The organism is Pseudomonas sp. GW822-FHT04C11 (assembly GCF_058800905.1).
The window spans coordinates 174,285-200,508 of the sequence record NZ_JBXAMS010000008.1; the positions used below are offsets into that span (position 1 = coordinate 174,285).

The 26,224-nt window shown below is 57.9% G+C and carries 22 protein-coding genes and 2 pseudogenes; 11 read left to right on the forward strand and 13 right to left on the reverse strand.

The annotated features are described in order from the left end of the window. Positions 1-17: 17 nt before the first annotated feature. Positions 18-1,379: a cache domain-containing protein gene (locus tag AC1RJ3_RS15615; protein WP_493079443.1), complete on the forward strand. Its 1,362-nt coding sequence runs from the start codon at positions 18-20 to the stop codon at positions 1,377-1,379. Between the two features lie 33 nt (positions 1,380-1,412). Then, positions 1,413-2,045: a response regulator gene (locus tag AC1RJ3_RS15620; protein WP_493079444.1), complete on the forward strand. Its 633-nt coding sequence runs from the start codon at positions 1,413-1,415 to the stop codon at positions 2,043-2,045. 68 nt (positions 2,046-2,113) lie between these two features. Here the strand turns inward: AC1RJ3_RS15620 and sorB are convergent, their stop codons facing one another. After that, a complete protein-coding gene (gene sorB / locus AC1RJ3_RS15625; protein ID WP_103320492.1) occupies positions 2,114-2,752 on the reverse strand; it encodes a SorB family sulfite dehydrogenase c-type cytochrome subunit in 639 nt (212 codons plus the stop codon). An 11-nt stretch (positions 2,753-2,763) separates the two neighbouring features. After that, entirely contained in the window at positions 2,764-4,005 is a 1,242-nt protein-coding gene (sorA, locus tag AC1RJ3_RS15630) for a SorA family sulfite dehydrogenase catalytic subunit (RefSeq protein WP_493079445.1), read from the reverse strand. Positions 4,006-4,368: 363 nt separating this feature from the next. Between sorA and AC1RJ3_RS15635 the strand changes: the two genes are divergently transcribed. Both AC1RJ3_RS15635 and AC1RJ3_RS15640 read left to right on the forward strand, forming a co-directional pair. Next, entirely contained in the window at positions 4,369-5,037 is a 669-nt protein-coding gene (locus AC1RJ3_RS15635) for an ATPase (protein ID WP_493079446.1), read from the forward strand. Between the two features lie 357 nt (positions 5,038-5,394). After that, the gene (locus AC1RJ3_RS15640) at positions 5,395-5,664 is read left to right on the forward strand and encodes a hypothetical protein (protein WP_103320486.1); all 270 of its coding nucleotides are present in this window, start codon (positions 5,395-5,397) and stop codon (positions 5,662-5,664) included. A 79-nt stretch (positions 5,665-5,743) separates the two neighbouring features. Here AC1RJ3_RS15640 and dsdC read toward each other — a convergent pair. From dsdC to AC1RJ3_RS15680, 8 genes and pseudogenes are all read right to left on the reverse strand, one after another. After that, a pseudogene (gene dsdC / locus AC1RJ3_RS15645) lies at positions 5,744-6,680 on the reverse strand (DNA-binding transcriptional regulator DsdC). Between the two features lie 30 nt (positions 6,681-6,710). Beyond that, a complete protein-coding gene (dsdA, locus tag AC1RJ3_RS15650) occupies positions 6,711-8,063 on the reverse strand; it encodes a D-serine ammonia-lyase (protein WP_347926769.1) in 1,353 nt (450 codons plus the stop codon). A 44-nt stretch (positions 8,064-8,107) separates the two neighbouring features. Continuing rightward, the gene (locus AC1RJ3_RS15655; RefSeq protein ID WP_054597403.1) at positions 8,108-9,451 is read right to left on the reverse strand and encodes a GntT/GntP/DsdX family permease; all 1,344 of its coding nucleotides are present in this window, start codon (positions 9,449-9,451) and stop codon (positions 8,108-8,110) included. A gap of 391 nt (positions 9,452-9,842) precedes the next feature. After that, positions 9,843-10,421, reverse strand: coding sequence for an S-(hydroxymethyl)glutathione synthase (gfa, locus tag AC1RJ3_RS15660; RefSeq protein WP_054597402.1), 579 nt, complete (start codon positions 10,419-10,421; stop codon positions 9,843-9,845). An 18-nt stretch (positions 10,422-10,439) separates the two neighbouring features. Then, positions 10,440-11,042, reverse strand: a complete 603-nt coding sequence (wrbA, locus tag AC1RJ3_RS15665; protein WP_054597401.1) for an NAD(P)H:quinone oxidoreductase — start codon at positions 11,040-11,042, stop codon at positions 10,440-10,442. A gap of 301 nt (positions 11,043-11,343) precedes the next feature. Continuing rightward, positions 11,344-12,759 carry an amino acid permease gene (locus AC1RJ3_RS15670; protein WP_493079504.1) on the reverse strand — a complete coding sequence of 472 codons (1,416 nt, stop codon included), beginning with the start codon at positions 12,757-12,759 and terminating at the stop codon, positions 11,344-11,346. Between the two features lie 159 nt (positions 12,760-12,918). Then, the gene (gene ocd, locus AC1RJ3_RS15675; protein WP_493079447.1) at positions 12,919-13,971 is read right to left on the reverse strand and encodes an ornithine cyclodeaminase; all 1,053 of its coding nucleotides are present in this window, start codon (positions 13,969-13,971) and stop codon (positions 12,919-12,921) included. 50 nt (positions 13,972-14,021) lie between these two features. Further along, on the reverse strand, positions 14,022-15,056 hold the full coding sequence (locus AC1RJ3_RS15680) for a histone deacetylase family protein (protein WP_347926761.1): 1,035 nt from the start codon (positions 15,054-15,056) through the stop codon (positions 14,022-14,024). Positions 15,057-15,175: 119 nt separating this feature from the next. Between AC1RJ3_RS15680 and AC1RJ3_RS15685 the strand changes: the two genes are divergently transcribed. Continuing rightward, positions 15,176-15,676, forward strand: coding sequence for an Lrp/AsnC family transcriptional regulator (locus AC1RJ3_RS15685; RefSeq protein WP_054597397.1), 501 nt, complete (start codon positions 15,176-15,178; stop codon positions 15,674-15,676). Between the two features lie 177 nt (positions 15,677-15,853). On the opposite strand, the gene AC1RJ3_RS15690 is transcribed toward AC1RJ3_RS15685, so the two are convergent. After that, the gene (locus AC1RJ3_RS15690) at positions 15,854-17,746 is read right to left on the reverse strand and encodes a sigma-54-dependent Fis family transcriptional regulator (RefSeq protein WP_493079448.1); all 1,893 of its coding nucleotides are present in this window, start codon (positions 17,744-17,746) and stop codon (positions 15,854-15,856) included. A gap of 342 nt (positions 17,747-18,088) precedes the next feature. On the opposite strand from AC1RJ3_RS15690, the gene AC1RJ3_RS15695 reads away from it, so the two are divergent. The 6 genes and pseudogenes from AC1RJ3_RS15695 to AC1RJ3_RS15720 form a co-directional block, all read left to right on the forward strand. Continuing rightward, positions 18,089-19,189, forward strand: coding sequence for an ATP-NAD kinase family protein (locus AC1RJ3_RS15695; protein WP_493079449.1), 1,101 nt, complete (start codon positions 18,089-18,091; stop codon positions 19,187-19,189). Then, entirely contained in the window at positions 19,167-20,144 is a 978-nt protein-coding gene (locus tag AC1RJ3_RS15700; RefSeq protein WP_054597394.1) for a thiamine pyrophosphate-dependent dehydrogenase E1 component subunit alpha, read from the forward strand. The genes AC1RJ3_RS15695 and AC1RJ3_RS15700 overlap by 23 nt, the downstream gene beginning before the upstream one ends. Positions 20,145-20,177: 33 nt before the next feature. Continuing rightward, positions 20,178-21,197, forward strand: a complete 1,020-nt coding sequence (locus AC1RJ3_RS15705) for an alpha-ketoacid dehydrogenase subunit beta (protein ID WP_493079450.1) — start codon at positions 20,178-20,180, stop codon at positions 21,195-21,197. Continuing rightward, positions 21,194-22,306, forward strand: coding sequence for an acetoin dehydrogenase dihydrolipoyllysine-residue acetyltransferase subunit (locus AC1RJ3_RS15710; RefSeq protein ID WP_054597392.1), 1,113 nt, complete (start codon positions 21,194-21,196; stop codon positions 22,304-22,306). Before AC1RJ3_RS15705 ends, AC1RJ3_RS15710 begins: the two co-directional genes overlap by 4 nt. 90 nt (positions 22,307-22,396) lie before the next feature. Beyond that, positions 22,397-23,461, forward strand: a complete 1,065-nt coding sequence (locus tag AC1RJ3_RS15715; protein WP_493079505.1) for a 2,3-butanediol dehydrogenase — start codon at positions 22,397-22,399, stop codon at positions 23,459-23,461. Positions 23,462-23,486: 25 nt separating this feature from the next. After that, positions 23,487-23,657 (forward strand): annotated as a pseudogene (locus tag AC1RJ3_RS15720) (amino acid permease); the annotation flags it as partial. 27 nt (positions 23,658-23,684) lie between these two features. Here the strand turns inward: AC1RJ3_RS15720 and AC1RJ3_RS15725 are convergent. Continuing rightward, positions 23,685-24,677 carry a LacI family DNA-binding transcriptional regulator gene (locus AC1RJ3_RS15725; protein ID WP_054597390.1) on the reverse strand — a complete coding sequence of 331 codons (993 nt, stop codon included), beginning with the start codon at positions 24,675-24,677 and terminating at the stop codon, positions 23,685-23,687. Between the two features lie 75 nt (positions 24,678-24,752). Next, the gene (locus tag AC1RJ3_RS15730; protein ID WP_493079451.1) at positions 24,753-26,222 is read right to left on the reverse strand and encodes a glycoside hydrolase family 32 protein; all 1,470 of its coding nucleotides are present in this window, start codon (positions 26,220-26,222) and stop codon (positions 24,753-24,755) included. Positions 26,223-26,224 lie beyond the last annotated feature (2 nt).

Consider the following 26,224-nt stretch of genomic DNA (forward strand, 5'->3'; position numbering starts at 1 on the left):
TCCGGTCAGGAGCACAGATGCAGCTCAAACATAAAATCGTCGCGCTCGGGATTCTGCCGCTGGTGTTGGCGATTGCTGTCATCTGCGCGCTGGTGATTTCCCTGAACCGCCAACTGGGTGATCAACAGACGCAACTGATCGAAGACAGCATTCTGGCCAGCAAGCGTGCAGAACTGAAAAACTACGTCGAAATGGCGCAAAGCCTGATCGCGCCGCTGTACGACAACGGCAAGGGTGATGAGCACGCACAGCAACAAGTCCTGGAAGAACTGCGCAAGCTCAGCTTTGGTATCAATGGCTACTTCTTCGTCTACGACCGCCAGGGCCGCAGTCTGATGCACTCGCGGCAGTCGGAACTGGTGGGCAAATACCTGTGGGACATGAAAGACCCACACGGTCTGCCGGTGATCCAGGCGCTACTGAAAAGTGCGGAATCAGGAGAAGGCTTTCAACGCTACGCCTGGAACAAACCCTCTTCCGGCCAAGTGACCGACAAGCTTGCCTATGTCGTGATGCTGGATCGTTGGGGCTGGATGCTGGGTACCGGCATCTACCTCGAGGACGTTGAGCGCGCAACACAGCAGGCGCGTGACGAGGTGGCTCAGGGTATCCGCAAAACGATGCTCGCCATTGCCATCGTAGCCCTCGTGGCAGTGCTGTTCGTCTTTGCCAGCGGCATGACGCTGAACGTCAGCGAACATCGCTTGGCCGACAAAAAACTCCAGCGGTTGACCCAGCGTATCGTCAGTTTGCAAGAAGAAGAGCGATCACGGGTTTCCCGTGAGTTGCACGACGGTATCAGCCAGGTACTGGTGTCCATCAAGTTTCAGTTCGAACTGGCCAGCCATGTGCTGGAGAGTGGGCAGGACACGGGCTTGAGCATTTTAAGAGAGGCCACGGAGCGTCTCGGAGAAGCGATTGGCGAGGTTCGCAGCCTTTCTCACGACCTGCGCTCGTCGCTGCTCGACACGCTGGGTCTGTCGGCGGCGATTGGTCAACTCGCCGCAGAGTTCGAGCAACGTAGCGGACTCGTGGTGACCTACAACAACAACGAATTCGAGTGCCATCTGGTCGACGGCGCCGCGGTCTCGTTGTTTCGCATTGTGCAAGAAGGCCTGACCAACATCGAACGACATGCCCGGGCCCAAAACGTATCCATTACACTGCACGGGTCCGAAGAGTCCCTACGGCTGACGGTGGTCGATGACGGTGTCGGTTTCAACGTCGCTCAAATCGAACGCCGTCACTCCGGTATAGGGCTGCGGAACATCCGCGAGCGGGTCGAGCATTTTGGCGGGCGATTCGAGCTTGCATCGACGCCGGGAAGAAGTGTCCTGGAGGTTCTGCTGCCAATGAAAATGCCCGGTCCGAAACACTGACTCAGCCAATAACAACAAGAGTGAATGCCCCTGATGAACCTGTCCTACCCAATCCGCGTCGCCCTGGTCGACGATCATTCCCTGGTCCGTGACGGGATCAAGGCGCTGCTGGCGGTCATGTCTCCCCTGGAAGTGGTGGGGGAAGCCGAGAGTGGAGCCGAAGCGATTGAGATGGTGAGACTCTGTCAGCCGGACCTGTTACTCGTCGACATCAGTCTGAAGGACATGAACGGACTTGAGCTGACCCGGGTGTTGAGCAAGCAATATCCGTTGCTCAAGATCCTGGTACTCAGCATGTACGACAACTATGAGTATGTGAGTGAGTCTGTGCGTTCTGGCGCCAGCGGCTATGTGCTGAAGAACGCACCTTCACGGGAAATCATTGCGGCCATTGAAGCGATTGCCAGCGGTGGAACGTTTTACAGTGCAGAGATCGCGCAGAGGCTCATCGCCGACAAGAACACCGAGAACGAGCTGACGCCGCGCGAGAGTCAAGTGCTGTGCAAGATGGCTCTGGGAATGAACAACAAGGAAATGGCCCGCGAGCTGGACATCAGCGTTCGGACGGTGGAAACCCATCGTTTGAGCATCCGTCGCAAACTCAACATCAACAAGCCCGCGGCCTTGGTCAAGTACGCGATGGACCACGGGATCATTTCGCATTAGAGCCTGTCAGGCCCGATCGTTTGGTGAGGCTAATCAGTCGCTGATACCTCACCGAGCCGTAAGTGTGCTCATTGACGCAGCACAAAAGTCGCCAGGGTGTGCAGATCGTCCGGGCTTAACTGCGTGAAAGGCGGCATCGGGATATTCCCCCATTTGCCGGTACCGCCTTGCTGAATGCTGGACGTTACCTTGGCCAGTGCCTGCGGGTCATTGGCATACTTTGCAGCCACATCGTGATAGGCCGGGCCTACAACCTTATGATCGGTCGCATGACAGCTCAGACAGGAGTTGCTCTGCAGCAAGGTCATGGCGTCGACTTTGGCTAAAGGCGCAGCCGGGGTTTGGCCTGCCGATGGATTTGAGGCTGCCTGTACATCGGCATCGCTCGCATGGGCACTGCCGTAGGTCACCGCAAGATAAGCGCCGATGATGCTCACATCCTGATCGCTGATCGGAGCACCATATACATGCTGCATCTTGCTCGCTTCTCCAGTCCACTGCGCCAGGCTCATGCCGGGAGGCTGGAAGTTGATGTAGTCGGCAGAATGGCAGGTGGAGCACTTCTGTTGAGCCAATGGGTAGCCGGGCAGGGCATTGGGTTTGAGCACAGCCGTTTCGGGCGGCAAGGTGATCGACAGTGGCGCTGCGTTAGCCATGGTCGCCAAACAAACCTGAACTGCGCAGAGCAAGGTGGTCATGCGTTTCATGCGGGGCCCCCTCAGGCGACGGTCACGTGGCTGGTTTCTACAACGTGGCGGCGGTAGCCACCGGGGTTCCAGTCGGCTCGCAACGGCTGTGTCTCGCCCGCACGGTTACTGGCCCGCACCATCAATTGTGTGGCGCCCTTGCTGGTAAAGGTGATCGGCAGCGTCCACTCACGGAAGGAGAAACGGCCAAGATCCTGCCCAAGCTTGGCTTCGCGCCAACTTTTCCCGCCGTCGATCGACACTTCCACCTTGTTGACCCCAACGCCACCGTCGAACGCAATGCCCTTGAGCAGCACGCTTTTTTTCAAGGGCAACACATCGCCGTGTTTGACGCTGGTGATAAAGCTGCGTACCGGCAACCTGGAAATTGGCGTCGTTTGCGCGGCAGTGGTGCCGGGGGCGACACAGAAACAATCGTTGTCCGGAACGCGGTAACCTTTAGCCATGAAGAAACCGTCGTAGGTATGGTCGACGACTTCGATCTCACTCAGGTGCTTGACCCAGTACGTACCGAAATAGCCTGGGACCACCAGACGTATCGGGTAACCGTTGAGGAATGGCAGGTCGGCACCGTTCATCGACCAGGCGATCATGGGCTCGCCGTCCATGGCATGGCTGATGTCCAGGGCCTTGATGTACTCCGGCGTGCTCGGTAGCACTGGCTTGTCGAGCCCACGGAATGTCACTTGCCTGGCGTCGGCTTTCACCCCGGCCTTTTCCAGGACCGCCTTGAGTGGTACTCCCACCCAGCGGGCATTACCCATTGAACCATTGCCCAGTTGAGCGCCGAACACGCGAGGCATCGAGAAGCCGCGGCTGTTACCCGAGCATTGATTGACGGCCACCACTTCTACCGGTTCGGCCAAAGCCTTGAGTTCTGCCAGGGAAAGCGACAGCGGCGTGTTGACCGAGCCCTTGATCGTCAGGCGGTAACTGTCCGGATCGATGCTGGTAGGGATATTGGCCAAATGGTAACGCACAAAAAACGCGTCATTCGGCGTGAGGGGCCCTTCGTTGAAGATGGGGAATGGCGTCTCAAGGTGCGGCGGGCGGGTGGTCACCAGGGTCAACGGACGTTTTTGCGGGTATTGCACCAGCGGCCGTGGACCGGCAGCAAAGGTCACTTCTTCCGGTGTTTCGTCGGCTGCCTTGGCAAGGTTAGCCAATGGCGAAGCTGCCAAAGCCAGGGCGAAGGCATCGCGTAGAACGCGTCGGCGACTCGGGTTGCCGTTATCAACAAGACTGAACTTCATGCTGTTCTCTCTTTATTTTTTTACTGAGATGTAACTGACAGCACCCCCACATACACGAACGGGGAGGAGGGCATCCGACGTCATGGGTATATGGGATTTCAATTAACTGATCGACGTCGATCAGCAAGCCAGTATCGTCACGCGCAAAGCGACTGCTTTTCATTGAGCGTCAGTGACTTGGCATTTGATGACAAACGATACCGACAGGTGAGGTATAGCCTGTCCGGGCTCACCACAACTGTAGCTCATGGGTTTTCCACCATTCGTTCAGTCGATAGTTATCATCACGGAATGCAAGTTCTGTTTTTCCGGCAAAGGAGGAGGATGGCGCTATACCGAAGCCGCTTCTGAAGGAACTGCGCGATGAGAATCTCTACCTTGCTGGCACTTGTCGCCGTTTTGACCGGCAGCGTTGCGGCCACTGTGCCGGCCTACGCGGCCGAACAGTCCTGCCACTTTTTACCCGTGGTCGACAGCACCATCGGCCTGCAGCACGCTCAATCGGTGGGTGTGCTCTACAGCGAAAACACCCTCAACACTCTCGAATACCTGGAGCAGTACCATTCGGTAGCGCTGAACGGCGCGAAGAACCCTGCGCTCGATTCGCGCATCAGCAACGCGTTCGTCAACAGCTCCGATCCGAAACTCGCGATCAACTGGCTCATGGCTTCGCTACAGAAAGAGTTCGCCTCGGTGACCGTCTACGACAACCTCGACGCGGTGGTGCATGCTCATCCGGACGTGGTGGTGATGCTGGACACCTACAGCCGTCTGGTGTCCAAGCGCAACAACCAGGTGGAAGCGCGATTCATGGCCAAGTTCTACGACTCGAACCTGCAGTACATCGGCAAGGCCGAAGGCTCGCGAGAACAGCAAATGCCTTCGGTCTGGGTTCATGGCAAAGCGGCGCCAGAGATAGCCGCGCAGATCGACAAGCAAACCGAAATGCAATTGAACGCGCTGAAGCAGTTTGATGCGTCACTGAAGACGCTTGTGTCGTCCAGCGAAGTGGCTCAGCTCGCAAATAACTGATGAGCGCGATTACGCATTTATGAATAGCCAATGCCTTACATCTCGCACGGTCAAATGCGGACATACTTTCCATTTAAGTTTGATAGCTTAAAGCCATCCAGCGGCATGCACGACAAGCAGAGCCGACGCTGACAAGACATGGAGGTCTGGCAGTCATCGTTCATTGATGGCTGCTTCTATCAGGGACAAGGATCTGAAACTGGCGACTACTACCTTTTCCTCCATGGCCATACGTTCGCGCATGCCTGCCACTTGACGGCCTGCGTTGCAGCACAATGGATTCCGGAAACCATCAAATAAACGGGGCGAACTCCGAAAAGCCAGACGAGTAGGAACTTATATATGGAGATATATCGTATGTCGGCTCAAGAAAATCTTGTTGGCGGATGGACTCCTTACCACGAACTGACTCCAAAGGATCAGGAAGTATTCGATGAAGCCCTGGCCGGGCTCGTGGGTGTGCACTACACCGCTGAGCTGGTTTCGACCCAGGTCGTTAACGGTACCAACTATCGTTATCAGGCTAAAGCAACGCAACCTGGTTCGCCAAACAGCTGGCAAGCGGTCGTGGAAATTTACGCGCCTATTAACGGCAAGCCGCATATCACCCAGATCATCCGGATCTAAGCACGTCTCAACCCCGTCGGATCGTGCATGGGATGCGCGACCCGACGTCTACATTTCTGTGTTCAGAATCCATGAAACGTCACATATCCACTTGCTCGATAAGCCAATCGATCAGCACCTGAAGCCTTCTTGGCATCGTTTCGTGAGCCGGATGAACCAGGTAGTAGCCATAGTTAACCGCTTCTCTAAATCCACCGAACGGAAGTACGAGTTCGCCATCCTGAATTCGCTTGCGAACCAGTTGTTCCCGTCCAATCGCCACACCTGCATGATTGATTGCGGCCAGGGTGCTCAAGTCCGAGCGGTCAAACGTCATGAAACGACTGGGAAGCTCGGTGGGCTCGCCAACCGCATCAAGCCATAGACGCCATTCCGCATCGAACGAAATGTTGTCCCACGCCGCGACATCATGCAGCGCAGTGCATTGCGACAGGCGCTCCGGATGTCCCACCAGACCATGTGCCTCGGCGTATTGCGGGCTGCACACTGGCGCAATTCGCTCTGGCATCAGTCGAACGCTTTCAAGGCCAGGGTGGCTCGCCATTCGAATAGCAAAGCACCAGGTCAATACGTCGGGTTCGATAGTCGATCGGTTCATTGCCAACCCGAACATCCAGTTGAATCCCGGGATAGCGTGTAGTGAAATCGGATAGTCTCGGAACCAGCCAGCACTGTGCTACCGAAGGTCTGGCATAGAAGCACAGTTGCCCTTCGATCTGAGCGTGCGAACGCTCCTGCACAGCCTCGGACAGCTTATCCATGGTCTGCTGCATGACCTTGAAAATCCGCTCACCATCATCGGTCAGCTCGACCTTTCTAGGTAAACGGTGGAAAAGCTTGAGCGATAGCTCCTCCTCCAGACGAGCTATCCGGTGACTGACTGCGCTGGCGGTCAGGCACAGCTCCTCCGCTGCGCGGGCGAAACTGAGATGGCGCGCGGCGACGAGAAAAGTATGCAGGTTGGACAGATGGGCTCCGTTAAGCTTCGGAGCTTTCGTAAGACCAAGTTCTGGCATTGCTGTACCCCCACGAACCATGCGTTGTCATTACTGCGCAGGATGTTGCAGAGCACGGCCCTTATCAAGGTAGGTGGCGAACTCTGCGGCGGGCACCATGCTTCCGCCTGTTCCCCAAATCAAGTGCGTTGCGTTGGCTAACTTAGCCCTAGAGACACCGATGCGCTCCAGATACTTCTCATTATTGAGTACCCGCACAATTCCTGGCGCACCTGCCAAGGCCGATGGTTCCAGTTTTACATTTTCAAGCTCATGGGCCAGGAACATCAGGCGATAAAGCTCTTCATCCGTGACGGTATAGTAACCATCGATAAGTCGCTGCATCGCTTTTCCTACGAAGCCGGAGGGGCGGCCAACAGCTAATCCGTCAGCTGCGGTGACGTTGTCGATGCCGAACTCCTGGACACTCACCTCATCATGCAGGCCGGTGTAGACCCCGAGCATCATGCAGGGGGAGTGGGTCGGTTCTGCGAAAACACAGTGCACCGCGTCGCCAAAGGCAAGTTTCAATCCAAACGCAACGCCTCCAGGGCCTCCGCCAACACCGCAGGGCAGATAAACGAAGAGAGGATGATCGGCGTCCACTCGCACACCCGCCAATTCGAACTGTCGAGCCAGGCGCTCGGCTGCAACCGCATAGCCCAGGAACAGATGTGGCGAGTTCTCATCGTCTATGAAGTAGCAGGCAGGATCTTTTTCGGCTTGCAGGCGCCCGTTTTCGACCGCAACGCTGTAGTCGGACTCGTACTCGACCACTGTCACACCACTGGCCCGTAGCTTATCCTTCTTCCATTGGCGGGCATCCGACGACATGTGGACAGTTGCCTGAAAGCCCAGCTTGGCGCTCATGATGCCGATGGATAGTCCAAGATTGCCCGTGGAGCCGACCGCAATCTTGTAGCGGCTGAAGAACTCAAGCGCGGAGTCGCTGGCCAATGCCTCGTAGTTATCGTCCAGCTTGATCAACCCTGCTTGCAGGGCGAGGTCTTCAGCGTGTTTGAGCACTTCATGGATACCCCCTCTCGCCTTGATCGAGCCAGAGATAGGCAAATCGCTGTCTTTCTTGAGCCACAGCGAACCGACGCCAGGAAGGCCGGCTTCACTCAGAAGCCTTTGCTGGAATTTTTTCAGTGGCTGGATACCGGACTCGATGATCCCGTCCGCCGCTGCCGTTTCCGGAAACACCTTGGCGATGTAGGGTGCAAAGCGGCGGAGGCGTTCACTGGCATCTTTGACGTCGTTATGGTTCAGGCCTACATCGCCCAGTGCGATGGACACCGATGCAATAGCTGGATTGAACCAGGTGATTTCCTGAAGTGAAACCAGCTCCTTGATAATGGGATGGCTTTCATACCAGGCGTCTAGTGTTTTACCTTGAATCATAGGAACTACCTTTCGATAAGTCGTAGGTGAAGAGGGAAGGCTCATCACACAAATCTGGAAAGTATTAGCGTAAATACCAGCGCCGCAGAGGAGGCGAGTACGGTGGCGCCAGTGAATTTCTTGATGGCCTCAGACAAGGGAATACCCAGGTATTCTTTTACGACCCAGAACGCTGAGTCAGTGACATGGGTCCAGCCGATTGCACCTGCACCGATGGCGATAACAAGGATTTCAGGGCTGTATTCAGGGTGCTGACCCAAGATAGGTAGAACCATGCCTGCGGTGCTAATCATGGCGACCGTGGCGGAGCCAACAGCGAAGTGCATTAACCCAGCGATCAGCCATGCCAAAATGATCGGGTTGATTTGGGACTGCCCCAGCACGTCCGCCAGCGCCTTCCCAATACCGCTGCCTACCAACATGTCGTTGAACGCGCCGCCGGCTCCGATAATCAAGAGAATGCCAGCCAGTGGCGGGAAGCAGCGGTTGGTCAGATTGAGCAGGGCGCCCATGCCAAGCCCACGTCGCAGGCCTAGCGACCAGTACGCGAAGCAAATCGACAGCGCGAGAGCAATCAGCGGGTTGCCAATGAAAGAGACCCACTCAAGCGTCATTGAGCCTTTCGTTAGCAAAGGTGCAGCAAGTGTCTTGCCCACCATCAGTGCCAACGGCAGAAGCACCGTCACCATCGCAATACCGAAGCTTGGTGCCTTGCTGTCGTCTATGACCGCTTCGCTACGGGCAGCCAGAAACTGAGCTTGCCCCTCAGGGGCCTCCCGAGTGCAGGTCAGCCTCACCCAGATAGGCCCGGCAATAACCGCCGTTGGCAAGCCGACGATAAGGCCGTACAGAATCACCTTACCGATGTCGGCATTCAGCATGCCTGTAATGGCAGTGGCGGCTGGGTGCGGAGGGAGAATGCAGTGGACAACCATCAGTGAGATGGCCAACGGTACTCCCAGGTACAACACGTTGATCCTGGTCTGACGGGCGACGACATAGATCAGGGGAATCAGGAGGACAAATCCGACCTCGAAGAAAACGGGAATACCTGCGATGAAGCCGACCAGCATCATTGCCCAAGAGGCATTCTTCTCACCCAGCACCCTCAAGAGGGTGGTCGCAATACGTTTGGCGCCACCAGACTCCTCAAGCAGCTTGCCGAGAATGCTGCCTAAACCGATGATGCCGGCAAGGAAACCTAGCGTGCTGCCCATGCCTTTCTCAAAAGCCGAGACGATTGCCGTTGGGGCCATTCCTGTCCCGATCCCCACTAGCAGGCTTGCTGCGATAAGGGATAGGAACGGATGGACACGGAATTTACCGATCAGGACTACGATCAGCAGGATTGACGCTCCCAGGGTCAGTAGGGAATACGTAGGGGTCATGTTTGGATCTGCTCCATCGCAGTTCACATCCTTGCGAGTTATTGTTAGTTGTTTGCGATGGATTAGATTTCAGGGCTATAGCTGGTACAAACGATGATTCCTCAGGCTGTAGATGACGCTCCGTCACTTATCGTTTTTACACATCACTTCCTAAGAGGAGGTATGACAGTGCATAACACGATCTTCGCCCAGACACTGGCGCATAGCGTCGGTGTAGATTCGGGCGACAGGAGCGGGGTGGGTGTAGACGCCGACGCACATACCGATGTCGTCCGGCAGCCACTGCTTGAGCCGAAGGCCACGGCTCGAACCTGTGGGTACGATCCGCTCAGACGCGTTTTTTGGGATGCCGGGGCCGCGGCCCGACGAAGAAACCGCGGCGGCCGATCACTCAGGCGGCGGGGAGCAGGCCTTTCTGTTTGGCGACATGAGTCGCCATTGCGTCCATCAAGTCCGGGGACAGGCAGTCATAGGGCTCCAGGCCGATCGAGCGCAGGCGTTCACGGATGGCCTTCATTTGCGCTGGCGGCGTGCCGGTTTCGATGATGGAGGACACGAACGCTGCGAAGCTCGGCGCAGCCCATCCGCTCTGGGGAGAGAGTTCGGTGTGGACGAAGTCCAGACCATAAAACGCATGGTCCTTGTTCTCGATGCGTCCGAAGAGATGGGCGTGGCACTGCTTGCAGGCGTGCCGCTGGATGGTGGCGGTTTCGTCGACAATTGACAGTTTTTCACCGTGGGCAGTGACGCTGACCTTATCCCGAGGTACTACGGCAATGACGGCGAATATCGCGTTTTGCGGTTTCCAGCATTTGCTGCAGCCACACGCGTGGTTATGCAGGGTTTGTGCGTCTATCTTGATCTCGACCTTATCGGTCGCACACAGGCATTGCAGGGTGCCACCTGTGAAATTAGCGGCAGCAGGTTGGATACCATTGTCCAGTGCAGGGTGAAGTTTCAAGGTGCTCACGTTGGCTTCTCCGTTTCGTTAACCCGCGATCTTTATTGCAAGCTCAGCGACGTGTTTACCCTGGAAACGCGCAATATCCAGTTCATTTTGTGACGGTTGCCGTTTACCGTCAGTGCCTGCCAGGGTGGTCGCGCCATAGGGCGTACCGCCGGTGATCTCGCTCATGTTGGTCAGCCCTGCGCAGGTGTAAGGCACACCCACGATGACCATCCCCTGATGCAGGAGTGTGCTGTGAAACGACGTAATAGTGGTTTCCTGGCCACCGTGCTGGGTGCCGGTCGATGCAAAGACACTGCCGATTTTTCCGACCAGCGCGCCGCTCATCCACAGTCCGCCGGTCTGATCGAGAAATGTGCGCATCTGCCCCGCCATATTGCCGAAGCGCGTCGGTGTACCAAAGATGATGGCATCGTAATTGCCCAGCTCGTCAGGTGTTGCCACCGGTGCCTTCTGGTCAAGTTTGACGCCAATGGCTGCTGCCTGTTCGGCCGGAATGGTTTCAGCGACACGCTTGAGCGTTACGTCGGTGCCGGGTACAGATCGTGCGCCTTCGGCTACTGCGCCAGCCATCGTTTCGAGGTGACCGTACATTGAGTAATAGAGAACCAGTACCTTCGCCATGATTTTTCTCCTGGATTAAGCTCCATTCGATGGATTAAGAAAATCTTGGGTACACCACTGCCAACGAACCGCAGCGGCAGGCGTAGCACTTGGTCACGAACAAAACTGCGGCTCACACCCACCCGACTGCTGGGACTTTGACGGCATGCGGATTAACACTAGCAGCTCCGTATGCTGCCTGCTGGGCAGACAGAGACGCTTTTATTGCCCCTCCGCCTCGAGATAGAGAGGAAGGGTGCGCAGCAAATCCCGCATTGCGCTCAAGCTTACTGCGTCGGCACCTAAAGGCAGCAGGTGAACATCAGCTGTACTGATTGGCCGAACCAGCAGTGGATCTTAGCTTCCTGGAATGGGTCAGCTGATAAGCAATGGCCAGCCAAATGAACCACCCTGGCATGACCAGTAGGGCAATACGAGTGTCAGGTCTTAATGCCAGCAGGCAGAGTACAAATCCCAGGAACGTCAACGAAAACCAGGCCATCGGCACGCCACCAGGCATCTTGTAGACCGATTTCGCATGCAGGTCGGGTCGGCTTTTACGATAGGCAATGTACGACGCGAGGATGGTCGACCAAGTGAAAATCACCAGGATTGCCGACACGGTAGAGACGATGGTAAACGCTGTCATGACCTCCGGAACGATGAACAGCAGTAGTACACCCACCAGCATCAACAGTGTGGTAAACGCTAGGCTCAGCAGAGGAACGCTATTACCCGACAAGCGCCGGAAAATCCCGGGAGCATTGTCGTGACTGGCCAGCCCAAACAGCATGCGACTCGATGAAAATACGCCACTGTTAGCCGATGAGGCGGCAGACGTCAGTACCACAAAGTTGACGATACCTGCTGCTGCGGGAAACCCTGCCACCAGAAACAGTTCGACGAAAGGGCTCTTGTTGGGCGAAACCTGTTGCCAGGAAGTCACCGCAATAATGCAGGCCAGTGCCAGCACATAAAACAGGATGATTCTCAGCGGAATCGAGTTGATGGCTTTCGGCAGAGTCTTCTCGGGGGAGCGAGTTTCGGCGGCAGCAGTACCGATCAGCTCGGTGCCGGCAAAGGAGAAAATTGCCATCTGGAATCCGGCAAAGAAACCAAACAGGCCGTTGGGGAAGGCTGCCTGTTTATCCAGCAGGTGGTTCAGGGATGCAGTAACGCCACTGGGTGATACAAAGGAGCTGGCAATCATCACCAGGCTAACGCCAATCAGGGTGACGACGGCAATGATTTTGATGATTGCGAACCAGAACTCCACTTCACCAAAAAGCCTGACGGTCAGCACGTTTAAGGCGAACAGCGTCATTAACATACCGACGGCTGGAATCCAGGCGGGTACATCGGGGAACCAGTACTGAAAGAATCCACCGACCACTACGGCATCACCCACCACCGCGACGCTCCAGCTCAGCCAGTACGACCAGCCGAGGAAGAATGCCGCTCGCGGGCCCAGGTAGGCACCGGTAAAGTCCGCGAAGGTTTTGAAGTTCAAGTTGGAGAGCAACAGTTCGCCCATGGCGCGCATGACGAAGTAGACGAACATCCCGATGATCATATAAATGAGGATGATCGACGTGCCTGAGAGGGCAATGATCTTCCCGGAACCCATGAACAGACCTGTACCGATGGCACCTCCCATGGCCATTAACTGAATGTGACGATTGCTGAGCGTGCGCTGCAGCGCGGGCTGTTCAACCCGCTCGGACGGAGTAGATTTCATTACAAAACCTCTTGATTTTATGTTTTTGAGTTTTGGCAGAAAGTCGGTGTCTAGCGTTGTTGTTAGAGATGCAACGGCTACTGACGGTGGTGGTTTTTGGGGTTTACAGGACGGTGAGTGGCCCCTTGGCACGCTGCTCGGAGGCATCACCTGCGGTTATCAGGTGGCTGTGCGCAGACGCGCCGGTTTGGCCGGTTGCTGATCAAGCAGTTGGTAAAGGTCTTTTATGTTGGCGGGTGTCGGCACTAGATGGATGCGCTCGCCGATCCCGTGCTCTCGCGCCAGGTCGTGCAGGTAGCGCAGCGACGAAAAATCTTCGAGAGCAAAACCCACCGAATCGAACACGGTGACTTGGGCATCATTCTCACGCCCCGGAACTTCGCCCAGCACAATGCGGAAAAACTCGACGACGGGCGAGTCGGCTTCCAGTTGTTGAATGTCGCCTTCAATCCGGGTTTGCGGTTCAAATTCAACGATGATCCGGGCGTTGCGCAGGATCTCGGCGTGCAGTTCGGTTTTTCCCGGGCAGTCACCACCGACAGCGTTGATATGCATGCCGGGTTCGATCATCTCGGGTGTCAGAATCGTTGCATAAGCCTTGTCGGCGGTGACTGTAGTGACAATGTGCGCGCCCTTGACCGCTTCCTGTACAGAGCTGGACAGAATCACTTCAATACCCGGGAATGCCGACAGGTTGTGCTTCAACTTGAGTGACGCATCACGATCAATATCGAAAATGCGGATTTCCCTGATCGACAGCATTTCGTGGAAGGCGATGGCTTGAAATTCGCTTTGAGCGCCGTTGCCAATGATTGCCATGACACTTGCACCAGGGCGTGCCAGGGACTGCGCGACCAGCGCGGATGTCGCGGCGGTGCGCACGGCAGTGGTCAGCGTCAATTCACTGAGCAAGGCTGGATAGCCACTGTGGACATCGGCGAGAACACCGAAAGCCATCACGGTCAGCAAGTCCCTTTGACCATTGCCCGGGTGGCCATTCACGTATTTGAACGAGTACTGTTGGCCATCGTCGGTGGGCATCAACTCGATCACACCGTCGGCGGAATGATTGGCGGTGCGAGGCGACTTATCAAACTGCGCCCAGCGTGAATAGTCAGCTTCGATGTATGTGGCCATCTCGCGGATTGCCCGACGGATACCCACCTTGGCGAACAGGCGTGCGGCATGATCGACATCGATAAAAAGAGTCATGTTTTTATTTTCCGATTCTGTAGTTGAAATGCTGTAGAGCAGGGGATGGCTCAGGCGCGTTTGCTCTCGAAGCCATGCAGCACGTTGACCGCATTGATCCCGATTTCATCGACCATGTAGCCACCTTCCATCACGAACAGAGTGGGGCAGCCGACGCCTGCTATCAGCTCGCCAATGCCGGTGAAGTCTTCGCTTTCCAGCAGGAAGTGGCTGATCGGGTCGTCCTTGAACGTGTCGACGCCGAGTGAAATAACCAGCACTTCAGGGGCGAATTGCTGGAGTTTCTTGCAGGCGTGGAGCAGGGCATTGCGGTAGCTTTCCCAGGTGGTGTTCTTCGGCAGCGGATAGTTCAGGTTGTAACCTTCGCCGTGGCCTGCACCGACTTCGTGGCTGAAGCCTGAGTAGTACGGATAGGACACTGTCGGCTCACCGTGTAGCGAGACAAACATGACGTCACTGCGCCCGTAGAAAATGTTTTGGGTGCCGTTGCCGTGATGAAAGTCGACGTCCAGTACTGCAACACGCTTGGCGCCTTGGGTAATGGCCTGTTGTGCAGCAATGGCGGCGTTGTTGAGATAGCAATAGCCGCCCATGTATTCACGCGCTGCGTGATGGCCGGGCGGACGGCACAGGGCAAAGGCACTGTCGTGGCCTTCATCGATCAGCGCCAGGCCGGTGAGGGCGATGTCTGCACTGGTTTTTACCGCTTGCCAAGTGGTGGCGGTAATCGGGGAGCCGGCGTCCATGGCGTAGAAACCGAGCTTGCCGTCGATGAACGTCGGGACTTGCTCGTTGGACAGGTCGCGCACTGGCCATACCAGCGGCAGCGCATCGTGGGTGCGCCCAGTCGCGCACCATTCCGACCAGGCGCTCTCCAGAAAACTGACGTAGCGCTCGCTGTGCGCATTGACGTAACACGACCGGTCAAATATTCGCGGTTCGACGATCTGGCCAAGGCCTACCTGCTTGACGCGGTTATGGACAGTATCGGCCCTACTGGGCTGTTCGAACGACGGCTTGAGCACACCGTCTTTCAATTCGGTGCCGTGGTGCAAGCGATGGGAATCACTGAAAACTGTAAACATTCTGCGCATCCGTTAATGTGAGCCAGTGCAAATATTCTGTTCCGGCCGGGACGCGCTTTCTTTGCTTTGTTTTCGTGGTTTGCTAGATTATTCGGGCGTTTTTACTCAGGAATGGCGTAATGCAGAAAAAATCATCCAAACGCATCAGCCTCGACGAGACCGACCTGGCGATACTCACGTTGCTGCAGGAAGATGCGAGCATTTCCAACGCCGAGCTCAGTGAGCGTCTGTCGTTAAGCCTGACGCCTTGCTGGCGAAGGCGTAAGAGAATGGAGGAGGCTGGCGTAATCAAGGGCTACCAGGCCAATCTTGATCGACGCATGCTTGGGCTGGACATTTTGGCGTTCGTGCACATCCGTTTTTCCACCCATGCGGATCATGCTCCCGACGCCTTCGAGGCGGTGATTGCGCAATTGCCCGAGGTGTTGTCTTGTCACAAGATCACTGGAGATGCCGATTACGTGTTGCAAGTGTTGGCAGAGGATCTTGATAGTTACAGCGACTTTATCGAGCACGTGCTCAGGCGTCAGATGGGTATTGCATCCATTCAGTCCAGTCTGGCTTTGCGCGAGGTTAAGACCAGTAGCCGTATTGCGATACCCAAATCGCTCAAGGACTGAACGGGCAGATGGCGTCAGGTGAGCATCTCATGGGCCGAGGTAGCGCCGGCAGACGTGCCGGACGTGTGTTCCATGCCAAGGTTTTAGCCGCACCCTGATGCCGCAGTGACGAGTGCATTTCTGTTGAACGGGTCGATACGCGCGCTCATTAAAGCGGCTTGCCAGGGGCACCAGGCTTTACACCTGGCTTCTGCCAGGCATGTCGATGCCATGCTGATGCACCCGCCGATACAGGGTTGCCCGGGAGATGCCCAAAGACTTTGCAGCAGCGGTGGGTTTCCAGCGGTGACGCACCAAGGCATCGAGCAGTGCCTGGCGCTCCGGGCTCGCGCAGCAATCAATGGTGTCGCCAGAGCTTGGGCCATCAAGTCGGTGATCTTGCAGTTGCTCGGGCAAATGGCTGACCTGAATCAGGTTTGAATCGCACACCGCACAGGCATATCGCAGCACGTGCCGTAACTGGCGAACGTTACCTGGCCAGCGGTAGCCAAGCAGGCATTCCAGAGCTGCACCTCCCAGGTGCATAGGTTCTGCGCAAAGCGTCGATTCCTCATCGAGAATCCGGTTGATCAGCGCCAGCCGGTCACTGCGTTCGCGCAGCGGCGGCAACTGGAAGCGCGCACCATTCAAACGAAAGTACAGGTCTTCGCGAAACTCGCCCGCGGCGACCAGTCCTTCCAGATCGCGGTGGCTCGCGCAGACGACCTGAAGGTCGATCGCTTTGCGCCGTGAGGCTCCCAGAGGCGCCACTTCACCCTCGGCCAGAACCCGCAGCAGCCGGGTTTGCAGGGGCAGGGGCATGTCGCCGATTTCATCGAGAAACAGAGTGCCGCCATCGGCCTGTTCCAGCAGACCTTGCATGCCCTTGCTCGAGGCGCCGGTAAAGGCGCCAGCGACATAGCCAAATAATTCGCTTTCGATCAGGTTCTCGGGGATCGCCGCGCAGTTTACTGCAACGAACGGCCGCTCGCGGCGCTGGCTGGCTTGGTGCAACTGACGGGCGAAGACTTCCTTGCCGGAGCCGGTCTCGCCCTGGATCAGCACCGGCAGGTTGCGGTCTTTAACCCGCACTGCAAGGCGCAGGCTTTCTTCCAGTCGCGGGTCGAGTTCGGCGGGTGTCAGTGCCAGTCGCGAAGCGTTGCGATTCACCCGCCGTGGCACGCTGAGGCGACCATGCAATTGCGTGTGGCCACCCTGGCTGTGCAACAGGCATAGCGATTCGTCACTGATCCGATGCAGCAACTGCTGATCGAACACTTGGCCAATGTGTTCCGGCAGTTGACCAAAACGGTGCAACAGCCATTGCCGCGCAGCCGGGTTCAACGCCTGCAAGCAGCCGTCGTTGTCCCAGGCGAGCAAGTAATCGGGTTGGCTGTCGACGTAGCCAGGGCTGCTGTGGGCTCGCAGCACCCAGTAACCCTGGGCGCTACTCATGAAAAATGCCTGTTCGATTTCACGCGCGCTCTGCACCACCATCTGCCGGATCAGATGTTGGGAGCGGCGGTCGTCGGGTGAGCGCACCGCCGACACATCAAGCACCCCGAGCAGCTCGCCCTTGGGGTCGAAGACTGGCGCCGCCGAGCAGGTGAGTCCGATAAACGCGGCGCGAAAATGATCGCGCTTATGAACAGTGACCGGCGTTCGCGCGGTCAGTACCGCCGCCACGCCACACGTACCTTCCTCACCTTCCGACCAGCAAGTGCCCAGGTAAAGACCGGCCTTGCGGCAGTCATTGCGAATGGAAGTTTCGACGCGGTAGTCGATGGTCTGGCCCTGAGCGTCTGTGAGCAGGACGCAGTAGTCGGCATCGCGGACCCGACCGTGGAGGCGGGCGACTTCCTCACTGGCGATGCGCAAGAACAACTCGGAGCGCTCGCGGCATTCCTGCAGCACGTTCTGCGAGAGGATCCGTGGTCCTTGTAGCGAGCCGGGATCCAGGTGGTGTTGCTCCATGGAGCGACGCCAGGAGTTGAGAATCAAGTCCGACACAGGCAGCTGCGGCAGGTGCCCGGCATTCTTCAAAACACGGCTGACGCAATCCACATGCGCCTTTGAGTGTGCGGAAAGCATTCAGGCCTCCGGTTCCATCTTCTTTTAGTTGTGCGGCTATTAAGCGCCGTTCATTGACCGCAGACAAGCGTCGGGTCAACCGGGGCTGGCGGTGAGACGCGATGTCTCACGGTCTCGCCGCCACCTCGTGCAGCCTGACATCACGCGTTTCATTCGGATTTGATTTCGGCCACCCCGGGGTCCCATCGGACCGCTCTACGACGGGGTTGTGCAGGTGTTTTTGCGAATCTGGCACTGGCCTTGCTCTAGCTCTGGCAACCAGCCTGACTGGCAACCCAATAATAAAAAGAGGTGCCCGATGTCCTGCCGAAATCCTTTTCCTGTTCTGCCCATGGTGGCGTTATGAGTCGTGCGCCGGTGACCGTAGGTATCATTGCCAATCCGGCATCCGGCCGGGACGTACGGCGCCTGACCGCCAACGCTGGGTTGTTTTCCAGCACCGACAAGGTCTCGGTGATCCAGCGCTTGCTGGCTGCCTTTGGCGCCACGGGTGTCGAACGGGTGCTGATGCCCACAGACATGACCGGCATCGCCGCCGCCGTGCTGAAAAACAGCCACGGCCGCCAGGCTCGCAGCAGTCACTGGCCAGTCCTTGAGTTCCTCGACCTGACCCTGCGCCAAAGTGTCGAGGATACCCGTCACGCGGCACGCTGGATGGCCGAACGCGGCGTTGCGCTGATCGCCGTGCTGGGCGGCGACGGTACTCACAAGGCGGTGGCCGCCGAAGTCGGCGACATTCCGCTGCTGACCCTGTCCACCGGCACCAACAACGCCTTTCCGGAACTGCGTGAAGCCACCAGCGCCGGGTTGGCCGGCGGGCTGTTTGTCAGTGGGCGGATCCCGCACGAGATCGCTTTGCGCCGCAATAAACGCTTGCTGGTGCGCGAGCCGAGTCGTGGCCTGTGCGAGATGGCCCTGGTGGACGTGGCGGTGTCCTCGTTGCCCTTCGTCGGCGCACGGGCCATCAGTCGCGGGGGCGATCTGGCCGAGGTGTTTGTGACCTTCGCCGAACCTCAGTCCATTGGCATCTCGGCCCTTTGCGGCTTGTGGTTTCCCGTATCGCGTCAGGCTCCGGGTGGGGCCTGGATGCGCCTCGATGCGCAATCTCCGAAAGCGCTGCTGGTGCCTCTGGCTCCCGGCCTGCTGCAAGGCTGCGGCGTACTTGCTGCAGGAAGCCTTGAACCCGGTGTCGCCCATAGTCTGTGCCTGGCCAGCGGAACCCTCGCTCTGGATGGCGAGCGCGAGATCGAATTCAACACCCATGACCGGCCCACGGTCACCCTCGATTCCAGCGGTCCGCTCAGCATCGATGTCAATGCGGTCCTGGACTATGCAGCGCAACAGCGACTTCTGGCCATCGGCCGTGAACACCCGCAGCACCCTCTGAACCTCTCGTCTCAAGACACCCTGGAGAATAAAAATGTCGACACAGCTAACCGCTGATCAATTGCTGCATGCCTATCAGGTGATGCGCACCATCCGCGTCTTTGAAGAGCGCCTGCACGTGGAATTCGCCACCGGTGAGATTCCCGGTTTTGTCCATCTGTATGCCGGCGAAGAGGCCTCGGCCGCCGGGGTCATGGCTCATTTGAGGGATGACGATTGCATTGCCTCCAACCACCGTGGTCACGGCCACTGCATCGCCAAAGGCGTCGATGTGGACGGGATGATGGCCGAGATCTACGGCAAGAAAACCGGGGTCTGCCAAGGCAAGGGTGGCTCCATGCACATCGCCGATTTCGAGAAGGGCATGCTCGGTGCCAATGGCATTGTGGGGGCCGGTGCGCCGCTGGTCGTGGGCGCGGCCCTGGCCGCCAAACTCAAGGGCACCGACAGTGTTGCGGTGGTGTTCTTTGGTGACGGCGGCTCCAACGAAGGGGCGGTGTTCGAAGCGATGAACATGGCCTCGGTGTGGAATCTGCCGTGCCTGTTCATTGCCGAGAACAACGGTTACGCCGAAGCCACGGCTTCCAACTGGTCGGTGGCCTGCGATCACATCGCCGACCGCGCTGCCGGTTTCGGCATGCCCGGGGTCACGGTGGACGGCTTCGATTTCTTCGCCGTTCACGAAGCCGCCGGTGCCGCAGTGGAGCGGGCCAGGGCCGGGGAGGGGCCATCGCTGATCGAGGTCAAGCTGACTCGCTATTACGGTCACTTTGAGGGCGACGCCCAGACTTATCGGGCGCCGGACGAGGTCAAGCATTTCCGCGAGCACAACGACTGCTTGATGCAGTTCCGCGAACGCATCATCCGCGCCGGGCGGGCGCAGGCCAGCCAGTTGGACCAGATTGACAGTGAGGTGGAGCTGCTGATCGAGAACGCCGTGCTCAAGGCCAAGTCCGCCCCCAAGCCGAGCGCGGCCGATCTGCTCTCCGACGTCTACGTTTCCTATCCCTGAACGCCCCCTATAACAAGAATCGAGACCTTCATCATGGCGAGAAAAATCAGTTATCAGCAGGCAATCAACGAAGCTCTGGCCCAGGAAATGCGCCGCGATCCCAGCGTGTTCATCATGGGTGAGGACGTCGCCGGCGGTGCCGGTGCCCCCGGTGAAAACGACGCCTGGGGCGGGGTGCTGGGCGTGACCAAGGGCCTCTATCACCAATTCCCTGGACGAGTGCTGGACACGCCATTGTCGGAGTTGGGCTATGTCGGTGCTGCAGTGGGCGCCGCGACCTGTGGCGTGCGCCCGGTATGTGAGTTGATGTTCGTCGACTTCGCCGGTTGCTGCCTGGACCAGATCCTCAATCAGGCAGCCAAGTTTCGCTACATGTTCGGCGGCAAGGCCTCCACGCCACTGGTGATCCGCACGATGGTCGGCGCCGGGTTGCGAGCCGCTGCCCAGCACTCGCAAATGCTGACCTCGTTGTGGACCCACATTCCAGGGCTGAAAGTGGTCTGCCCGTCGTCACCTTATGACGCCAAGGGCTTGCTTATCCAGGCGATCCGCGACAACGACCCGGTGATCTTCTGTGAACACAAAATGCTCTACAGCATGCAGGGTGAAGTACCGGAAGAGCTCTATACCATCCCCTTCGGCGAAGCCAACTTCCTGCGTGATGGCAAGGATGTGACGCTGGTCTCCTATGGCCGCACGGTCAACACCGCGATGGACGCCGCGCGCAATTTGGCCGCGCGCGGGATCGACTGCGAGGTGATCGACCTGCGCACCACCAGCCCGCTGGACGAAGACAGTATTTTGGAAAGTGTGGAGAAGACCGGACGCCTGGTGGTCATCGACGAAGCCAACCCACGTTGCTCCATGGCGACTGATATTTCGGCTTTGGTGGCACAAAAAGCATTCGCCTCGCTCAAGGCGCCGATCGAGATGGTGACTGCTCCGCATACGCCGGTACCGTTCTCCGACGCCCTGGAAGACCTCTACATTCCCGACGCGGCGAAGATCGAGAACGCCGTGCTGAAACTGATCGAGTGGAGCAAGCGTTCATGAGCCAGATCCATACCTTGACCATGCCCAAGTGGGGCCTGTCCATGACCGAGGGCCGGGTCGATGCCTGGCTCAAGGAGGAAGGCCAGGTCATCGCCAAGGGTGACGAAGTGCTGGATGTCGAAACCGACAAAATCTCCAGCAGTGTCGAGGCGCCTTTTTCCGGAGTGCTTCGTCGGCAGATCGCCCGCCAGGATGAAACCCTCGCAGTGGGTGCGTTGCTTGGCATCGTGGTCGACGGCGAGGCCAGCGAGGTCGAGATCGATGCAGTCGTCGAGCAGTTTCAGGCCACGTTCGTGCCCGGGGACGACGCCGAGGAGGACCGCGGGCCGAAGCCGCAAAAAGTCGAGCTGGACGGGCGGTTGATCCGTTACTTCGAGCGCGGCGAAGGCGGGGTGCCGTTGGTGCTGGTGCACGGCTTTGGCGGTGACCTGAATAACTGGATGTTCAATCATGAAGCATTGGCCGCCGGGCGCCGGGTGGTTGCCCTGGACCTGCCGGGCCATGGCGAGTCTACCAAGCAGCTTGAGCGCGGAGACCTGGATGAGCTGAGCGGCATAGTGCTGGCACTGCTTGATCACCTGGACATTCCCGCAGCGCATCTGGTGGGTCATTCCATGGGCGGAGCGGTGTCGCTGAACATTGCGCGTCTGGAACCGCAGCGGGTACGGTCCTTGATCTTGATCGGCAGCGCAGGTCTGGGGGAGGGCATCAACGGCGATTACCTGGAAGGTTTTGTCGAGGCTGCCAACCGCAATGCCCTCAAGTCACAGTTGGTGAAACTGTTCTCCAATCCCGAGCTGGTCAACCGGCAGATGCTCGAAGACATGCTCAAGTACAAGCGCCTGGAAGGAGTGGGTGCGGCCCTGCGCCTGCTGGTATCAGGTGTGTTCAAAGACGGATCGCAACAGCTCGATCTGCGCGGCGTGGTGCAGGACGGCCAGCAGCCAGTGTTGCTGATCTGGGGCAGTGACGACGCGATTATTCCGGCGAACCATAGTGCCGGGCTGAAGGCTCAGGTCGAGGTCCTGCCAGGTCAGGCGCACATGGTGCAGATGGAAGCGGCCGAGCAAGTCAATCGATTGATTCTGGACTTTGTGCAACAGCACTGACGCCCCTCCTGGCGACCTCTCGCGGGGTGCCAGGAGCAACTATTTCAAGGAGATTTCGCTATGAGCATTTCAATCAATCCGCAACGCAGTATGCGTGCCGCTGTCTGGCACGGCCGCCACGATATCCGTGTCGAAGACGTTCCGCTGCCAATAGCGCCACCTGCCGGCTGGGTGCAGATCCGCGTGCAGTGGTGCGGCATTTGTGGGTCCGATCTGCATGAGTACGTGGCTGGGCCGGTGTTCATACCGGTTGACGCACCGCACCCGCTGACCGGGATCAAGGGCCAGTGCATTCTCGGTCATGAGTTTTGTGGCGAAATCGTCGAACTCGGTGCCGGTGTTCAGGGTTTCAGCGTCGGCGAACCGGTGGCGGCCGATGCCTGCCAACATTGCGGCAGCTGCTACTACTGCACCCACGGGCTGTACAACATCTGCGAGAACCTGGCGTTCACCGGGCTGATGAATAATGGTGCCTTCGCTGAACTGGTCAACGTGCCGGCCAACCTGTTGTACAAGTTACCGGCGAACTTTCCTGCTGAAGCCGGGGCACTGATCGAGCCGCTGGCGGTGGGCATGCACGCGGTGAAAAAAGCCGGGAGCCTGCTCGGGCAGAACGTTGTAGTCGTTGGTGCAGGCACCATTGGCTTGTGCACCATCATGTGCGCCAAGGCTGCCGGTGCGGCTCAGGTGATCACTCTGGAAATGTCTGGAGCGCGCAAGGCCAAGGCCCTGGAAGTGGGTGCGACCCATGTGCTCGATCCCAATGAATGCGATGCCTTGGCTGAGGTACGGCGCCTGACGGGTGGGCTCGGGGCAGATGTCAGCTTCGAATGCATCGGCAACAAACACACCGCCAAGCTCGCGATCGATCTGATCCGCAAGGCCGGAAAATGCGTACTGGTGGGGATCTTTGAGGAGCCCAGCGAGTTCAACTTTTTCGAGTTGGTAGCTACCGAAAAACAGGTGCTGGGTGCGCTGGCCTATAACGGTGAGTTCGCCGATGTGATCGCTTTTATCGCTGATGGCCGGCTGAACATCACTCCGCTGGTGACTGGGCGCATTCAGTTGGAGCAGATCGTGGGGCAGGGCTTCGAGGAGCTGGTCAACAACAAGGAGCACAACGTCAAAATCATCGTGTCGCCCGCTCGAGTCTGAAGCGGCTGAGTCGGACGATGGACCCTTCGTTGTGATTACTGCTGCCTTGTCATCGTGCAATGGCAGCATTTACAGCACTGGCCGTATGCTCATGAACCTGACTGAGCAAAAGCAGGCTCCTGCTCTTTTTGAGAAAACCGCCGTCCACGGTGTGCCCCGACGGGCGTTGGTGCTGACGGTGGCTGGAAAATTGATCGCGGCTTTCCCCGAATTAACCAATCCCTTATAGCGATGCCCTGGCAACCAATGGACAATCAACTGGCCGGGTTCCTGATACGTCGAGGGCTTCGATCAGGTGCCGGGCAGCCCTGCGACCGATCTCGTAGTACGGCAGTTGTACCGTTGTCAGCGGTGGGATGAACAGTTCAGCGATACCGATCATATTGTCATAGCCGAGCACGGCGACATCATTGGGGATTTTCAGCCCACGGCCCAACAACACCTGATAGGCACAAAAAGCAATACGGTCGTTGCCACAGATCAGAATGTCGAATTGGGGACGACTATCAATGATGTGCCGGTCGAGGATGGCTGCGGTTTCACCATAGGCGTCATGATCGGCAAGGTCATATTGCAGGAGTGCGTCAGGCAACAGCCCGAATGCCTGACAGGCACGCTGCATGCCTCTTTGTCGCAGACCCCAGGCCAGGCTCTGTTTTGGAAGATTGATAAACAAAGGGCGCCGATAGCCTCGACTCAATGCGTGATGTACGGCTCGATACTGCCCCATTTCGTCGTCGGGCACATAACTGACCAGGCGACTGTCATCCGCCAGGCAATTGGCGAGTACCAGGGGGGTGCTCTTCAATCGCTCGGGAATGCACACCTGGCGCAGCCCCATGGCGCTGAAGATCAACCCGTCGGGACGGTGCGATAACATCAGGTCGATGTTCTGGTCGGTGGGCGGGTTGCTTAACAGGTTGAGGATAAATACATTCCAGCCTGCTTGCTGCGCAGTCTGTTCGATGGACAGCAGCAGCTCGACGGCGAACGGTGTAGTTGCGGTGTCCAACGCGAACACACCGATGGTTCGCGTCTGGAGGTTGTCGCCGCGAATTCTTCGCGCTGATAGGCTCGGCACGAATTGCAATTCGTCAATGGCGCGACGCACCCGTTGATAGGTTTCGGGGCTCAATTTTTCCGGATTGTTGAGTGCTCGAGAAACCGTCATCAGGGACACGCCGGCTAGCTGTGCAACGTCTTTCACTGAAGTCATGCGAGGCGAAGCCGGTCAGGTTGAGGCAGAATCATGACACATGGCCTGCGCTTCTCGCGATACGAATGACGCTGCTCATAGCCATCCCGAGGCAAGTGGCCACGCCCTTGGAATGGAGACACGCCCGCCGCTCCCGCTTGCAAGGAGCTTCACGCCCAGACTGCCGGGCTGCGGATAGAGGCGACTGCTGAGGCTGAAGCGCCCGTTTTCGTCAAACACCTCGATGGACGAGCGATCGAGGAACACACGCAGTTCGAGTCGCTCTTGTGTCGGGTCTATCGACACGCTTCGCTGACCTGTGGCTTGCGCACCCGAGCGGCTACGGTCAAGCACCAGACGCTGTAGCGACGCATCGTAGTAGAGCAGGGTTTCTTCATGGCCATCGTCGCTGCAGCGCAAGGCGATTCCCAGGTGGCCGTCGGTGCAGCCGAGCAAATCCAGATGCACATGGATTTCGAGCATATCGCCTTTTACCTCCGGCACCCACCGGGTTCCCGACTCATCCCACCAGGGTGTACCAGGCAATGGCGCCTTGCGTAGAGCGGTGAGCTCCCGTGCCGGATACACACAAAGGCGATCTGCGCGCAGTTCAAGTTCGCGCGGCAAACCGAGCATGCCGCACCAGTGATGGGCCTTGCTCGGCATCGGGCTTTCCCACATGTCGAGCCACGCCCACAAAAGTCGCCGACCATCGGCGGCCAGTAGCGTTTGCGCTGCATAGAAATCGTGACCGTTATCGAGCTCGATAAAAGGCCCGCCAGTGAAGTGCCATTCGCTATCGAGTCGACCCACTCGATAACCAGTCTGGTACTTGTTGAGCCGTTCGTAACCTTGGGGTTGCATGCCTTGGGGGGAGTACAGCAGTACATCGCGTCCGTTCAGTCGAAACAGATCCGGGCATTCCCACATATAGCCATCGCCCTCGCTGCCGCCGGACACATAGCCAAGGAACTCCCAGGCGTGCAGATCCGTGGAGCGGTACAACGGGAGCAGCGGTATATCGCCAAGACGTGCGCCGGCAATCAGGTACCAACAGTCATCCTCCTTCCATACCTTGGGGTCACGAAAGTGCATGATCGTGTCTTGCGGCGGGGTCTCGATGACTGCGCCATGCTTGACGAAGCGGATACCATCGATACTGGTGGCCAGGCACTGGACTTGACGGATCGAGCGTTCGTCACCCGCTTCCCCCAGCCAGGTGTGCCCGGTGTAGATCAGTGCCAGGGTATCTCCACACACCACCGCGCTACCGGAAAAACAACCGTCACGGTCGAAGTCATCGCCGGGTGCCAGCGCAATGGGGAGATGCTGCCAATGAACCAGATCGGCACTCTTGGCATGCCCCCAATACATCGGGCCCCATTTCGCCTCGAAGGGGTAATGTTGATAGAAAACGTGATATTCGCCACGAAAGTACACCACCCCGTTAGGGTCGTTCATCCAGCCTGCCGGGGGAGCAATATGATAACCGGGTCGATAATCGTGGATGACGCGAGACAGGCCGTCACTCAGTGCACGCTGCGCAAGGTCAAGGGAAGAAGACATTG

What these genes read in the sequence shown, in the direction of transcription:
- AC1RJ3_RS15685 (WP_054597397.1), top strand. Translation starts at nt 15,176, where the DNA reads ATGCAGAAAAAATCATCCAAACGCATCAGCCTCGACGAGACCGACCTG.
- AC1RJ3_RS15715 (WP_493079505.1), top strand. Translation starts at nt 22,397, where the DNA reads ATGCGTGCCGCTGTCTGGCACGGCCGCCACGATATCCGTGTCGAAGAC.
- sorB (WP_103320492.1), bottom strand. Translation starts at nt 2,752, where the DNA reads ATGAAACGCATGACCACCTTGCTCTGCGCAGTTCAGGTTTGTTTGGCG.
- wrbA (WP_054597401.1), bottom strand. Translation starts at nt 11,042, where the DNA reads ATGGCGAAGGTACTGGTTCTCTATTACTCAATGTACGGTCACCTCGAA.
- AC1RJ3_RS15640 (WP_103320486.1), top strand. Translation starts at nt 5,395, where the DNA reads ATGTCGGCTCAAGAAAATCTTGTTGGCGGATGGACTCCTTACCACGAA.
- AC1RJ3_RS15680 (WP_347926761.1), bottom strand. Translation starts at nt 15,056, where the DNA reads ATGTTTACAGTTTTCAGTGATTCCCATCGCTTGCACCACGGCACCGAA.
- AC1RJ3_RS15690 (WP_493079448.1), bottom strand. Translation starts at nt 17,746, where the DNA reads ATGCTTTCCGCACACTCAAAGGCGCATGTGGATTGCGTCAGCCGTGTT.
- sorA (WP_493079445.1), bottom strand. Translation starts at nt 4,005, where the DNA reads ATGAAGTTCAGTCTTGTTGATAACGGCAACCCGAGTCGCCGACGCGTT.
- AC1RJ3_RS15655 (WP_054597403.1), bottom strand. Translation starts at nt 9,451, where the DNA reads ATGACCCCTACGTATTCCCTACTGACCCTGGGAGCGTCAATCCTGCTG.
- AC1RJ3_RS15695 (WP_493079449.1), top strand. Translation starts at nt 18,089, where the DNA reads ATGAGTCGTGCGCCGGTGACCGTAGGTATCATTGCCAATCCGGCATCC.
- AC1RJ3_RS15615 (WP_493079443.1), top strand. Translation starts at nt 18, where the DNA reads ATGCAGCTCAAACATAAAATCGTCGCGCTCGGGATTCTGCCGCTGGTG.
- AC1RJ3_RS15705 (WP_493079450.1), top strand. Translation starts at nt 20,178, where the DNA reads ATGGCGAGAAAAATCAGTTATCAGCAGGCAATCAACGAAGCTCTGGCC.
- AC1RJ3_RS15710 (WP_054597392.1), top strand. Translation starts at nt 21,194, where the DNA reads ATGAGCCAGATCCATACCTTGACCATGCCCAAGTGGGGCCTGTCCATG.
- AC1RJ3_RS15620 (WP_493079444.1), top strand. Translation starts at nt 1,413, where the DNA reads ATGAACCTGTCCTACCCAATCCGCGTCGCCCTGGTCGACGATCATTCC.
- AC1RJ3_RS15635 (WP_493079446.1), top strand. Translation starts at nt 4,369, where the DNA reads ATGAGAATCTCTACCTTGCTGGCACTTGTCGCCGTTTTGACCGGCAGC.
- AC1RJ3_RS15725 (WP_054597390.1), bottom strand. Translation starts at nt 24,677, where the DNA reads ATGACTTCAGTGAAAGACGTTGCACAGCTAGCCGGCGTGTCCCTGATG.
- dsdA (WP_347926769.1), bottom strand. Translation starts at nt 8,063, where the DNA reads ATGATTCAAGGTAAAACACTAGACGCCTGGTATGAAAGCCATCCCATT.
- AC1RJ3_RS15700 (WP_054597394.1), top strand. Translation starts at nt 19,167, where the DNA reads ATGTCGACACAGCTAACCGCTGATCAATTGCTGCATGCCTATCAGGTG.
- AC1RJ3_RS15670 (WP_493079504.1), bottom strand. Translation starts at nt 12,759, where the DNA reads ATGAAATCTACTCCGTCCGAGCGGGTTGAACAGCCCGCGCTGCAGCGC.
- AC1RJ3_RS15730 (WP_493079451.1), bottom strand. Translation starts at nt 26,222, where the DNA reads ATGTCTTCTTCCCTTGACCTTGCGCAGCGTGCACTGAGTGACGGCCTG.
- ocd (WP_493079447.1), bottom strand. Translation starts at nt 13,971, where the DNA reads ATGACTCTTTTTATCGATGTCGATCATGCCGCACGCCTGTTCGCCAAG.